At 36.9% G+C, this 14736-nt stretch carries 7 protein-coding genes; 3 read left to right on the top strand and 4 right to left on the bottom strand.

Annotated elements, in window-relative coordinates; genetic code table 11:
• Positions 1-55: 55 nt before the first annotated feature.
• Positions 56-1708 (top strand): LysM peptidoglycan-binding domain-containing protein, encoded by a 1653-nt coding sequence (locus DBO93_RS10155; RefSeq protein ID WP_108456246.1) that lies wholly within the window; start codon positions 56-58, stop codon positions 1706-1708.
• 225 nt (positions 1709-1933) lie between these two features.
• On the opposite strand, the gene DBO93_RS10160 is transcribed toward DBO93_RS10155, so the two are convergent.
• Positions 1934-3124 (bottom strand): hypothetical protein, encoded by a 1191-nt coding sequence (locus tag DBO93_RS10160; protein ID WP_239058960.1) that lies wholly within the window; start codon positions 3122-3124, stop codon positions 1934-1936.
• A gap of 334 nt (positions 3125-3458) precedes the next feature.
• On the opposite strand from DBO93_RS10160, the gene asnB reads away from it, so the two are divergent.
• Together asnB and DBO93_RS10170 are read left to right on the top strand one after the other, a co-directional pair.
• Positions 3459-5123 carry an asparagine synthase B gene (gene asnB, locus DBO93_RS10165; protein ID WP_108456247.1) on the top strand — a complete coding sequence of 555 codons (1665 nt, stop codon included), beginning with the start codon at positions 3459-3461 and terminating at the stop codon, positions 5121-5123.
• 154 nt (positions 5124-5277) lie between these two features.
• Positions 5278-6033 carry a hypothetical protein gene (locus tag DBO93_RS10170; protein WP_108456248.1) on the top strand — a complete coding sequence of 252 codons (756 nt, stop codon included), beginning with the start codon at positions 5278-5280 and terminating at the stop codon, positions 6031-6033.
• 169 nt (positions 6034-6202) lie between these two features.
• On the opposite strand, the gene pyrD is transcribed toward DBO93_RS10170, so the two are convergent.
• From pyrD to DBO93_RS10185, 3 genes are all read right to left on the bottom strand, one after another.
• Positions 6203-7216, bottom strand: coding sequence for a quinone-dependent dihydroorotate dehydrogenase (gene pyrD, locus DBO93_RS10175; protein ID WP_108456249.1), 1014 nt, complete (start codon positions 7214-7216; stop codon positions 6203-6205).
• A 99-nt stretch (positions 7217-7315) separates the two neighbouring features.
• Entirely contained in the window at positions 7316-12157 is a 4842-nt protein-coding gene (locus DBO93_RS10180) for an NAD-glutamate dehydrogenase (RefSeq protein WP_108456250.1), read from the bottom strand.
• A 260-nt stretch (positions 12158-12417) separates the two neighbouring features.
• Positions 12418-14736 (bottom strand): MMPL family transporter, encoded by a 2319-nt coding sequence (locus DBO93_RS10185; RefSeq protein WP_108456251.1) that lies wholly within the window; start codon positions 14734-14736, stop codon positions 12418-12420.

Consider the following 14736-nt stretch of genomic DNA (forward strand, 5'->3'; position numbering starts at 1 on the left):
AATAACAGCACTAAATAAGTAACACTGGCGCCAAGTAAATTCAAATAGACACCGCATGAAGTATATAACTCTATCTGTAGCAACCGTTCTCTTGTTGTCCGGTTGCCAATCATTATTGAACCAAACTCAATCGAATAATCATGAAACTAATTTAGAAGCCGAAGCACTCATTGACGTAGCTTCTGCTGGAGAGATAAATCAGGCATTACTGGTTGATGAAGCGATTGATGTAATTCACCCTATTGCCGATGGCAATGTTGACCTTGGTAATAACGACCAAGAAAGCTATTTTTCTGATGATGTTTGGCAGAGAATTCGCAGTAATTTAAAACTACCAATTCCAGAAAATCAACGTGTAGCTAGTCAACGAGATTGGTTTGTAAAACACCCTACTTACCTAACACGCGTAGCAAAACGCGCTGAACCTTTCTTGTTTTATATTGTTGAGGCGTTGGAAGAGAATGACATCCCAATTGAAATAACATTATTGCCAATTGTTGAAAGTGCGTTTGATCCCTTTGCATACTCACATGGTCGTGCCTCTGGTATGTGGCAATTTGTTCCTGGCACCGGTAAGCGTTTTGGTATGAAACAAAATTGGTGGTACGACGGACGCCGAGATGTGGTTGCTTCAACTCAAGGTGCAATTGCTTACCTGAAATATTTGAATAAGTTTTTTGATGGTGATTGGATGCTTGCTTTAGCAGCATACAACTCTGGTGAAGGCCGAGTAAGACGCGCGGTTAGAAAAAACCAAAAGAAAAATCTACCTACCGACTTTTGGTCACTTGATTTACCCAAAGAAACCCGTGCTTATGTACCTAAGTTACTTGCGTTAGCTGACATTGTTAAGCGAAGCAATGAACTCAAAATTAAGTTACACGAAATTGATAACAGCTCGGTGATCACCAAAGTTGATATAGGCTCACAACTCGACTTAGCTAAAGCAGCACAACTAGCTGAGTTGTCATTAACAGAATTACAGCGACTTAATCCAGGGTTTAATCGCTGGGCTACAGATCCTGACGGTCCACACTATTTACTATTGCCTAACCATAAAATAGAGAAGTTTGAGCAAGGCTTAGCAAAATTAGGTAAAAAAGAGCGCTTAGCTTGGCAACGATATAAAATTAAAAATGGTGACAGTCTAGGTAAAATAGCGCAAAAATTTAATACAGAAATTGATTTAATCAGGCAAGTTAATAACGTTAAAGGTAATCAAATAAGAGCCGGTAAATATTTATTAATACCTGTTGCAACAGCCTCACTAGATAGTTACTTGTTATCACAAAATCAACGTTTAGCTAAAACACAAAATAAAGTGTTAGCCGGTGAAAAGCGTATACATATTGTAAAGTCTGGTGACACGCTTTGGGATTTAAGCCGTACCTATAATGTTTCTACGCGTAGCATTGCTAAATGGAATGCTATGGCACCTAGAGACACCATTAAACCAGGACAAAAATTAGTTATCTGGCAAAAAAATGCGGTTAAAGAAGTTTCGACAACAAACTTAACACCTAGTGAAAAAGCGATAATACGAAACATTCATTATCGTGTTCGCAAAGGAGATTCTTTTGCCCGCATTGCCGACAAGTTTAATGTAAAAATCAAAGATATTGAGCGTTGGAATAGTCTTAATCGTAATAAATATTTACAACCAGGCCAGATGTTAAAGCTATCGGTAGATGTAACGAATAACATTTAACGCGCTATATATTTTTAATACTCAGCAAAACTTGTGTATTGAGTAATTATTACGAAGTCAGAAATGAAAAACGCTAACTAGGTTAGCGTTTTTTTTGTCTCAATTTTGAAGTCTACGAGTAATGTTGTTTGCACGCGCCTTGCCTAGAATTCTAAAACTTATTTAATGGCTATTTATTCTAGGTATGATTAAACATTACAAGGCCTTGGTGTTTCTATTACTCCATTATAATTCTGCAACACCCTGAGTAATAATATTTTTTGTTTGATTAATAATATCGGTTAATGCTTGTTGATCATAAGCCTTAATTCTTGGCGTATGAATATGACCGACTGGCAATGTTAGATTCAACTGATCACGTAACAATATACTACGATATGAAATTTCGTTTGAAAGATAGCCGCCACCTGAGCCGCTAACCGAAGTTTGTTTGATTAAATCTACAAGTGCTTGACCATTAAATGCACCACCTGAGAGGGTCGATACTTTTCGATTATCATTAACTTGATACTTACCTGACCCTTTTAACATTGACGAAATCGGTAAACTAAACTCAACAAATTCAGGCCCACGTAATTCAGCGTTATGTAACTTAGGTACCAGTGGGTTACTTTTTGTCGCTCCGGTTAATATATTAAGATTGTCTGGGGCGTTGGCGCTGCGTCTTAATGCTGGATAACGCTCTAAATCAAAATTTTCTCGGCCCATACTAACCGTTAACACCATATCAACTGACTTATCAGCAATATAAGGTTTGAGCAGTTCTTCAATCATACCTTGGTCAAAATCAGCAAATCGTACCGGCACAATTAACACTTCTATCTCTGCCGTTTGCCCTTCCATGCTAACCACGATGTCATCTAACGAAAGCGCTACAACACCAGACGGGTTACTTTGATCAATGTGCTTATCTAGAAAAAAGGGATCAAAGCCGGTCAGTAATATTTTTTTATCGGTATTTTTATCAAACTTAATATCCATTTTCCCACGTGAAATCAATTCAAGTGACCACAATAGTTTTTCTTGCTGATTAGAGAAAAGATCTGCAAATGTTTTAGATGAACGCAGTGCTTTGCTCATTTGTATGCGCGCCCAATAAAGTGGACGGTCATCAACATCATTTAATTGATTAAAGGATGTTTTAGCATCAAGCCATAGCCCTGTACCATGTCGGATAACTAACTGCGTAAGTACGGTATAATTAGTGGCCTGATTTACTTGTTGAGTGAACTCGTCGACACGTGCACTTAATCTTAATGCCACATCAGGCATTGATTTAATGGCTTTATCTATGCGTAATTCTTCAACGGTGAGTTCAGTATTATTAACGACATTACTCTGAGCACTAAACACTAAACCTAGTGATATAGCGATAGCCAAAGACTTTATACTTATTTTTTTTATAGTGCTTAACATTGATAGCTCTTATTTTGAGTAAATTTAAGTTCAAAAAACGAATTTTTTGCTTATTTTCATCAACATATTAAGGTATCTATTTTTTTAACACTAGCGTTTATTATTCCGAAAGCACATGTGATTATGGTTTTTTATTACTTTAGAGTAAAAATTCTATTGATTTATTATCAAATACTGTCAAAGTGTACCAACAGCAGGTTTGCTGAGCGATAATTTATCTGTGAACAGCTTAAGGTTTACTTTGAAATAAAACCGCAATTTACGGTTCAGCTAATTTAGCTGACGTATCCATCACACAATTTGTCATTAATAAATATAAAGGGGTAGCACTTCAATGTGTTCGATATTTTGTATATTAGATATTAAAACAGGTGCAGACGCACTTCGTCCTAAAGCTTTAGAATATTCTCGCTTACTTCGTCATCGTGGTCCAGATTGGTCTGGCATTTACAACAATGAACATGCAATTTTAGTGCATGAACGTTTATCTATTGTTGACACTGAACATGGCGCTCAACCACTTTATAATACTGATAAAACAAAAGTTTTAGCAGTCAATGGTGAGATTTACAACCATAAAACATTAGCCAGTCAGCATACACCTGATTACCCTTTTCAAACGGCGTCTGATTGCGAAATTATTATTCCAATGTTTGAAAAATTTGGTAGTGATTTTGTCGATAAACTTCAAGGTATGTTTGCTTTCTGTTTATACAATGAAGTTGATAATAGTTACCTAATTGCTCGTGATCACATGGGCATTATTCCACTTTATACTGGTTATGACGCTGAAGGTAACTTCTATGTTGCCTCAGAAATGAAAGCGTTAATGCCGATTTGTAAAACAGTAGAAGAGTTTCCTCCAGGGCATGTATTAGATAGTCGCGTGGGTAAACTTGAAAAATATTACCAACGTAACTGGCAAAAATACTCTGCAATTAAAGATAACAATACCAGCAAAGAAAAAATTCGTGAAGCGCTTGAAGAGTCAGTTAAAAGTCATTTAATGACTGATGTACCTTACGGTGTATTACTTTCTGGTGGTCTAGATTCTTCTTTAATATCTGCAATTACACAAAAATTTGCCGCTAGACGTATTGAAGAAAACGATCTATCAGAAGCTTGGTGGCCAAAAGTGCATTCTTTTGCATGTGGTTTAGCCGGTTCTCCAGACTTAATTGCTGCAAAAACCGTTGCTGATAGCATAGGTACGATACACCATAGTGTTGTCTTTACCGAGCAAGAAGGTATAGATGCACTTAGAGAAGTTATTTATCACCTAGAAACTTACGATGTAACCACTATTCGTGCGTCTACACCAATGTACTTAATGGCGAGAAAAATTAAAGCCATGGGTATTAAAATGGTGCTTTCTGGTGAAGGTGCTGATGAAATTTTTGGTGGTTATTTATATTTCCACAAAGCGCCAAATTCTCAAGAGTTTCATGAAGAATTATTACGTAAGCTTGATCGTTTACATAAGTTCGATTGTCTTCGCGCTAACAAATCAATGTCAGCTTGGGGCATTGAAGCACGTGTACCATTTTTAGATAAAAACTTTATGGATGTTGCGATGCGCATCAACCCTGAAGATAAAATGTGTGGCAATGGCAAAATGGAAAAAGCGATTTTACGTGAATCATTTGAAGGTTATTTACCAAAAGAGATTTTATGGCGTCAAAAAGAGCAATTTTCTGATGGTGTAGGCTACTCGTGGATTGATGGTTTAAAAGCCTATGTAGAATCACAAGTAACTGACCAACAGCTTGCCAGTGCTAGCTTTAAATTTCCAGTAAATACACCAGATAGTAAAGAAGCTTACTTTTACCGCTGTGTATTTGAAGAGAAGTTTCCTTTAGCCACTGCGGCTGATTGTGTTATAGGCGGCAAGTCGGTTGCATGTAGCACACAAGAAGCATTAGCTTGGGATGAAAGCTTTACTAACATGGCAGATCCATCGGGTCGAGCTGTGCAAAGTGTTCATAACGACAGTTACTGATCAAAGCTAACGTAATTAACATTACGTTTAATCAAATAAAAACCGACTTATTAGTCGGTTTTTTTGTACAAAATTTAAGAAATATTATAAAGTTACTTTATGCTTTAATTTATAATTCAATTAATTTTATAACCACCGTTAGTAGGATGCTCTTTTGTCAAATCGTGTAGAACCAGAATTACCAACAATTAACATCGATCGAGATCAAGTGAAAGTTGCTCGTGACCCTTCAGTAAAAACACAAAAAACTGACAATTCACAGCAAGCTGTTAAATCAAAAAAACCTTCTTCTGTGGCAAAAATATGTTTAATGTTAATGCCCTATGTTGCACTCGCAGGTACAGGTTGGTACTTATATCAACAACAAGTCAATGTTAATAGTGTTGTAGAGTCTAGCTCGCAACGAATACAACAATTAGAAAACCAACTCTCAGCTACAGGCGAAGAGATGGGAGAATCTACCATTGCTTTAAAAGTTAAATTAGAAGCAATTGGCGAAAAAACAGAATTATTACTTTCTGAAATGGATAAACTTTGGGCATCAGCTTGGCGTAAAAATCAAAAAGAAATCAAAGAATTGAATTCACAAAGTATAAAAATGGGGCAACAACAAGATAAAATTTCTGAAACTACTAGCCTTCACAGTAATACCTTAAGTGAATTGAAAGACAAAATTACGGCAGCAGAATTTTCGATTAATGCTGTTTCAGAGCAGATGATCGCCGTCAACAGTGTAAAAGCTGAAATTAAAAAGTTATCGTCGGCATTAGACACCTTAGATGCCAATGCTAAGAGTCGTGATAAACAACAAATGTTTACCGCCACAACAGTGAATGAGTTTGATACTAGCTTACAGTTACTTTTAGAGCGTATGGAACGTTTAGAAGCTATTTTAGCCAGTAAATCTTAATCGTCCACCTAGCAAAATAGTAATACTAGCTTTTAATACATATTAAAAAGGCCATCAACTACACAAGCGTTGATGGCCTTTTTGTTTTAACTAAAGTAATTCGATGTTTAATAAGTTTTTATTAAAATGTTCGTTCTGCAAAGTTTAGCTATATTATTCGGTATGCTGCTTATTTAAAGCTTTTTACAATGTCTTTAATTAATTCAGGACCCTGATAAATAAAACCAGTATAAACTTGAACTAACTTTGCACCCGCAGCTATTTTTTCTTGAGCATCTTCACCTGAAGCAATACCACCCACACCAATAATCGGTAGTTTATTATCCAATGCTTTGGCAAGCAATTGAATAACTTTAGTGCTTTGCTCTTTCACAGGAGCGCCACTTAAACCACCCTGCTCATTACCAAAAGGTAAGTGTGATACTTTGTCACGAGCTAACGTGGTATTGGTAGCAATAACGCCATCAATATTATTAGCAATTAAACACGCTGCAATAGAGTTTACTTCTTCTTCATTTAAGTCAGGCGCTATTTTCACAGCAACAGGAACATATTTTCCATATTGCTCAGCGAGTGCTGTTTGCTCTAATTTTAATGCGGATAACAACTCATTTAACGCATCACCATATTGTAATGAACGTAAACCGGGTGTGTTTGGCGAAGAAATATTTACCGTTATATAAGTAGCAAAATCATAAACCTTGCGCATGCAATGAATGTAATCATCTTTGGCGTTTTCATCTGGCGTATCTTTATTTTTGCCTATATTGATACCCAAAACACCATTGTATTTGGCTTTGATTACTTGGTCGACAAGATAATCAACACCTTTATTATTAAAGCCCATGCGATTAATAATGGCATTAGCCTCAGGTAGCCTGAAAATACGAGGTTTGTCATTACCAGGTTGTGGTCGTGGTGTAACGGTACCAACTTCAACAAAGCCGAAACCTAGAGCTTCAAACGCTTTAATACATTCGCCATTTTTATCTAGTCCAGCCGCTAACCCTACTGGGTTTGGGAATTTAATGCCCATAACCTCAACAGGCTTATGGGGTATAGTTTGCTTATAAAGCTTATTGAGCGGCGAAGCACCTGTTGCTTTAAAGCCTTTAATCGTTAATTCGTGAATTGCTTCTGGATCGAATTTAAAAAACACTTTACGAATAGCTGAGTAAAACATAATACCTCTTTAATTAAATGTAATAAGAACCGTACGAGAAATCGACCTGATATAAAATTAAAACAAAAAAATCCCCGCTCATGGCGGGGATCTTAACACTTATTTCACTGGGTCGCAGTGTAAACTTAACAACATCAATTCTCGTAAAGCAACCGAGAATTTAGCAAACTCATGTGTTTTACCAATTCTAAAGTCGGCCAAAATATGTTGCCAGCGCTCTAATGGTTGAGCGCTTTCTACAAGCCAACGTTCAATCATAGTATCTACGTCAGTCTCAGCTTTATGACCACGTAATATTACAGAGGTTAATGAACGTTGTTGCCAATCTAACTCTTCTCTGAAAGACGCTCTTGCGAGTGCTTGCCAATGATTATTCACTGGTTGAGAAGTAATTTGGTCTAAGAACCAATGTAAATCTAATCTTGCACCAAGTTTAAAGTAAAGATCAGTAGCTAGTTCAGTTGATACTTCATCAGATTTTGAAATCTCAGCCAAATCCATCACAGAGAACAATGTACTCAATAGTGAGATTCTAAGTGCTACAGACTCTGGCACACCTGCTTTGACTAAGTCAGTTTCAACACGTTTAATTTGTGCAGCTTCTTTTTCAATCATGAAGCTTGCAATATTGTTAGAGAGCTCAACAAATGTTTCATGATAAAAAGCGATAGACTGCGCAATATTGAGTGACTTATTACGGTGACGCAAGAACCAACGTGTAGCTCGGCGAACCGTTCTACGTAACTGAAACAGCATTTCTGTTTGTATTGAAGTAGAAATTTTATTATCTAAATCACTGATTTGTTTCCAAACATCTGAAAGCTCAAACACTGCACTTGCCATCGTATAACAATTAGCAATTTCTGACGTTGTTGCGCCAGTTTCTTCCTTCATACGATGAACAAAGTTAAAGCCCATATCGTTACCAATATTATTAGCTAATTGTGTAGCTATAATTTCAGCACGTAATGGATGATCTTGCATTTGTGCACTGTAACTTGCTTGCAATTGCTTAGGAAACGCTTCAATCAATAAACTTTGATGATATTCATTGTCCGTTATTTCAGGACAAACCAGTTCTTCTTTAAGTACCATTTTGCTATAAGCAAGTAACACAGATAGTTCAGGGCGAGTTAAGCCTTTACCTAATGCTAAACGTTCAGCAATTTCTTCATCACTAGGAATAAACTCTAAGGCTCTGTCTAGCTTACCTGAACGGTCTAATTCACTAATAAATTGTGCTTGTTCTTTTAACTGTCCACCACCACGTAATTCAGTGATTGATAATGAGTGAGTTTGACGGTAACAATCGTCAATAACGATATCACCCACTTCGTCAGTCATGTCGTATAGAATTTTATTACGTTGCTTAACGGTTAAATCACCATTTTGCACTAAGCCGTTTAATAAAATTTTAATGTTAACTTCGTTATCTGAACAATCAACACCACCAGCATTATCAACCGCATCAGTATTTATTCGGCCACCTTTAGCACCAAATTCAATACGCCCAAGTTGAGTGAAACCTAAGTTACCGCCCTCACCAACTATTTTAGCTTTAAGATCCGCGCCATTAATACGTAAGGCATCGTTAGCTCTATCACCTACTTCTAAGTGTGTTTCTTTCGAGCCTTTAACATAAGTACCAATGCCGCCATTCCACAACAGATCAACCTGCATTTTTAAGATAGCTTGCATTAATTCAAGCGGAGACATAGTTTGCTTTTGCGTACCCAACATTTTTTTAATTTGAGGGGTCAACTTAATTGATTTTGAATGACGACTGAAAATAGCACCGCCTTCAGAAAGCAAATCTTTATTATAATCATCCCACGTACAACCCGGTAAGTTAAACAAACGCTCGCGTTCAACATACGAACTCGCAGCATCAGGGGTTGGGTCGATAAAAATATGCATATGGTTGAATGCAGCTTGTAAACGAATATGCTTTGATAACAACATACCATTACCAAACACGTCACCCGCCATGTCGCCAATAGCGATACAAGTAAAGTCGGTTGTTTGACAATCTATATCCATTTCACGGAAGTGACGTTTTACCGACTCCCAAGCGCCTTTAGCTGTAATACCCATAGCTTTATGGTCGTAACCTACGCTACCACCTGAGGCAAAAGCATCACCCATCCAGAAGTTATATTCTTCAGAAATAGCGTTAGCAACATCAGAGAACGTCGCCGTTCCTTTATCTGCTGCTACTACTAAATATGGGTCGTCTTCATCTAAGCGCACAACATTAACCGGTGGTACTATTTCACCATCGACAATATTATCAGTAATATCTAATAAACCACGTATGAAGGTACGGTAGCACTCTTTACCTGCTTCAAAAATTTCATTTCTGTCACCATCAGGTAGCTGCTTACAAACAAAGCCACCCTTTGCACCTACAGGTACAATAACGGTATTTTTAACTTGTTGTGCTTTTACAAGACCTAAAACTTCAGTACGGAAATCTTCACGACGGTCTGACCAACGTAAACCACCACGAGCAACCTTACCACCACGTAAATGAACACCTTCAACTTGAGGTGAATATACAAAAATTTCAAATGCTGGCACAGGAAGTGGTACATCAGAAATTTGTGAAGGTAAAATTTTAAATGAAATGTAAGATTTTTCACCAGTTACAGCATGCGGTTGGAAGTAGTTAGTACGAATAGTCGCATTAACCATTTCAACAAAGCGACGTATAATGCGGTCATCATCCAAACTGGCAACACTGTCTAGAGAAGACTCAAGACTCGTGTGTACTTTTTCAATTGCTTTTTCATTTGACTTTTTATTAGGTGTGAATCGTAATTTAAAAAGTTTAATCAATAATTTGGCAATACTTGGATATCTAGCAAAAGTATCTTCAATATAGTTTTGGCTAAAAGTACCACCAATTTGACGTTCATACTTTGCATATGCACGGATAATTGAAACTTCACGGCCACCCAATTCAGCACCTAAAATTAGACGGTTAAAACCATCATCTTCTAATTGACGTGACCATACTCTTGCAAAAGCGTCTTGGAATAAGCTCTGAACAATTTCTAAATTAAATTTACCCTTGCCTGTTAGCAACATAGAGAAATCTAAAATCCAATAAACTTCACCGTTATCTGCTTTTACCGCGTAAGGGCTTTCACCAATAACACGTAAACCAAAGTTTTCTAACATTGGCAAAACATCTGATAGATGTATAGGGTCACCTGAATGGAATAACTTTAATTTAACAAAGCGGCTGTTAGCATCTTCTTCTTGTGGCTGATAAAACAGCATTTCAAGTTGATTTTCAGGTGTTAACGCTTCAAACTTTTCAATATCTACAATCGCGGTACCTGGTAATACTTCATCTTTATAGGCTTGTGGAAAGTTGATATATTTACGGCTTAACGCCTTGCCTTTAGCCTCACCTTTATGCGAATTTAACGCGTCAGCTAAGTTATCATCCCAGCTGCGTGCAGCATGGTTTAAATTCTTTTCAATTTCTTTCACATTAATGTCTGCTTTTGTCGAATTAACTCTAACGATATAGTGCGTACGTGCCTGTGCTGATTCTGAGAAGTACGTGGTAAATTCTACTTCTTCATTACTGCCTAGCGCTTCTTGTAATAGCTTTTGTGTATTAATACGTAGAGCGGTGTTATAGCGCTCACGCGGAACATAAACCATACATGAATAGAAGCGATTGAAAGCATCACGGCGCATAAATAAGCCTGAATAATCACGCTCTTGCATTTGGAATATACCCAGAACGTTTTTCAATAACTCAGCAGGTGAACTTTGTAAAATTTCGTCACGTGGGTAAGTTTCAAGAATATTGATCAACGCTTTGTACGCGTGTGTTCCTTCAGCAAAACCAGAGTCTTTACAAACCCCAGCCACTTTAGATTTAATTAGTGGTAAATGCAGCGCACTATTTGTGTAATAAGCAGAGCCAAATAAACCAACAAAGCGCTCTTCTCCTATAACGTTACCTTTATCATCAAAGCGCTTAATACCAATATAGTCTAGGTGTGCAGGACGATGTACGCGTGATTTAGAATTAGTTTTGGTTAAAATTAATAAATTTTTTCCTAAAGCAATTTCTCTAGAAGATTCACTTAGTTCAGAAATAAGGCGTTCTTTAGTGCCGTCATATTGGTTCATTAAACCTAAGCTAGAGCTAACATCTGCCTCTAATGCCATATCACCTTCTAAAGCTTTGATATGATATGCACGATAGCCTAGTAAAGTGAAGTTATCGGCTAAAATCCACTCTAAAAAATCGATACTGTCTTTATGTTCTTCAGATGAACAAGGTAACTTAGCTTTTTTAACTTCATCAATTACAGTGCTTAAACGCGCTTTCATTGGTTTCCAATCGCTTACCGTTACGGCAATATCACTCACTACTGAGTGCAACTCTTTGGCGATACTTGAAAGTACTTTTGTGTCATTTTGACGGTCAATCTCGATAAAAAATACCGTTTCAACCGAAGTCGATGTAAACGATTGGTCAACAGAAGAAGAAAGTTTAGTAATATTTTTCTTGTTATCACGAATTATTTTAATTGGTGAATTTAACATTAAATGGGGTGTTAGGTTCAATCGACTTAAAGCTATGCGCACAGAGTCGACTAAAAATGGCATATCTTTAACAATAATTTCGATTATAGTATGGCTAGATTTCCAACCATTTTTTGAAACCTGTGGATTAAAAACTTTAATAACAGGGTTATCATCTTGATGATCGTTTAATGTATTCCAAAGACTTAGCGTGGCACCGTACATGTCACTATCATTTCTATGATCTAAATCTAAGGTTGAAATATTTCTATAAAGCAACTCTGCAAACTGCTTAACAAGAGGTGCTGTTCCCGCTGGAACTTTTTTTTCTATTAACTGTGCTACGTTCGAAAGTATCACTGAAGGTAAACCGTCTACTAACGCCATGCCTTTTTCCTTTTTGGATAAAACGCTTGAAATGATTATTTGATTCTAGTCTTTATAGAATAATAGTCTAGAATCTTGATCTTATTAATAAACTCGGGCGATTGCGAGCACTATTTTAGATGCATTACTTTAAAAATGGCTTATTTATGTGTTTGATATGAAAACATTCAGTTGTTTATTCAGAAGTTATAAATAGAAAATGACCTTTCGGCCATTTTCTTGTTTATTTATGCATAATTATATTATTAATTAATTACAATTTATTTTCGCTCAGGCCAGAGAAATGCTGCTATAGCTGGTAATACCAGTACAGCTGCAATCATATTAACTAAAAACATGAAGGTTAATAGTATGCCCATATCAACTTGGAATTTTAAATCTGAGAAAAACCAAGTCGACACACCAATAGCTAAAGTTACGCCCGTAATTAATACTGCACTACCACGCTCTTTCAATGCGTCAAAATAGGCACTTTGAACGGTTGCACCATTTCGCAGTTTGACACTCATGGTTGAGAGGATATAAATGCCGTAATCAACACCAATACCTACGCCTAATGCAATAACAGGTAATGTTGATACCGTTAAGCCGATATCAAGCGCTGTCATAAGCCACTGTGCTAACGTTGATACAACATAAAGAGGAACAACGACTGCAATGGTAGCTCGTAAGCTTCTAAAGCTTAATAAACATAAAATAATTACCGCGCCATAAACATAAAGCATCATAGGTATTTGAGCTGCTTCTACTGCCTCATTAGTTGCCGCCATTACACCGACAGGGCCTGAGGCCAATTTGAAGACTAAATTATCACTACCTAGTTCTTTCGCCACAACTTTAACAGCATCAACGACTCTGTTAATTGTTTCAGCTTTATGATCTTTCAAAAATAAAATAACAGGCATTGCGCTACAATCGCTATTGAGTAGTCCACTTGATGATGGTACTCGTGCGATTGATTGTACTAAGGTTTGTGGGTTACGTGATAAAACGCGCCATTTAGGGTTACCTTCGTTATAACCTGCATTAACGATTTTTGCGATTGAGGCTAAACTAACAGCTGATTGAACACCTGGTACATTCTCCATACGCCATTGGAACCGATCAATAACGCTCATCTGGTCGTAATAAGTACAAGCATCAGCGGTAGTTTCAACGATAATAGACATATAATCGACGCTAATAGCGTACTTATCCGTAATTAAAAAGGTATCTTGGTTATAACGTGACTCTTCATGCAATGAAGGTGCTCCGGCATGTAATTCGCCTATTTTCATATCTTGCGCATTTATATAGCCAACGATATAAAGTACAGCAGTAAACGCTAAAATAAACATAGCAACTTTACGGGTAGCAAATGTAGACATTAAGTGCCAAATACCATCGGTACCTGAAGTGGCTTTTTCTTTTGCTGTATCATTTTTTGTTGGCACTTTCATATAAGAAACTAACAAAGGTAGCAGTACTAAGTTAGTCAAAATGATCATGGCAACACCTAAAGATGCTGTAATAGCTAACTCACGAATAATACCAATATCAATTGATAATAGGGTCATAAAGCCAACAGTATCAGATAGTAAAGCAATACCACCGGGCACGAGTAATACTCTGAAACTTAGTTGCGCAGCCTCTTTACTACTTTTGCCCTTATTAACCATTTTAGAGACCGAGTTAATCATTTGCACACCATGACTAACGCCAATAGCAAAGACTAAAAATGGTACTAAGATTGACATAGGGTCTAAACCAAAACCTAATGTCGATAGCATACCGAGCTGCCATACAACCGCGATTAATGAACAAGCGATAGGCAAAATAGTAAGGGAAATTGAACGACAAAACCAAAATACCATCAAGGTTGTGATAGCAATAGCAATGGCAAAAAAGGTCACAACACCTTTAGCTCCTTGAGCTACATCACCCACCATTTTAGTAAAGCCAATAATATGTACTGAAATATTATCTTTTTCGAATTCACCACGAATTTCATTTTCTAATTGTGCAGCAAGCACAATACTATCTAACTTTTCACCCGTATTTGGGTCAATTTCCATCAATGAAGTCTTAACCATTGAACAGCTATAATCATCGGCAACAATACTACCAACAATGCCTGCTTTTTCTATATTGCCTTTTACAATTGCTAAGCCAGCTTCATCAGGTTGAAAGTTAGCAGGTATAACCGGACCACCAGCAAAGCCGTCTTCTACAATTTCAACAAAACGAGTGCTTGGTGAAAATAAAGATTTAACCTGAATTCTGTCAACCCCTGGAATAAAAAACAGTTTGTCATGCACGCCTTTTAAGGCAGTAAAGAATTCAGGGTTAAAAATATCTCCACTGGTATCACAAACTGAGATCAAAACGTTATTAGCACCACCAAAGTTTGCCCTATGTTCTAAATAGGTTTTCATATAACTGTGGTTTAGTGGAATGTGTTTTGTGAAAGCGGCATCAAGTTTAATTTGGCTGGCTTGAAACAACAAAAATATGCTGGTGAGCATAAAAAACACCAACACAGCTAAACGACGACGGAAAAGTGTTGCTTCTACAACATTGATAATAGAATTAAATTTCAT

Origin of the sequence: Colwellia sp. Arc7-D, from assembly GCF_003061515.1 — a bacterium.
Taxonomy (GTDB): Bacteria; Pseudomonadota; Gammaproteobacteria; order Enterobacterales; family Alteromonadaceae; genus Cognaticolwellia.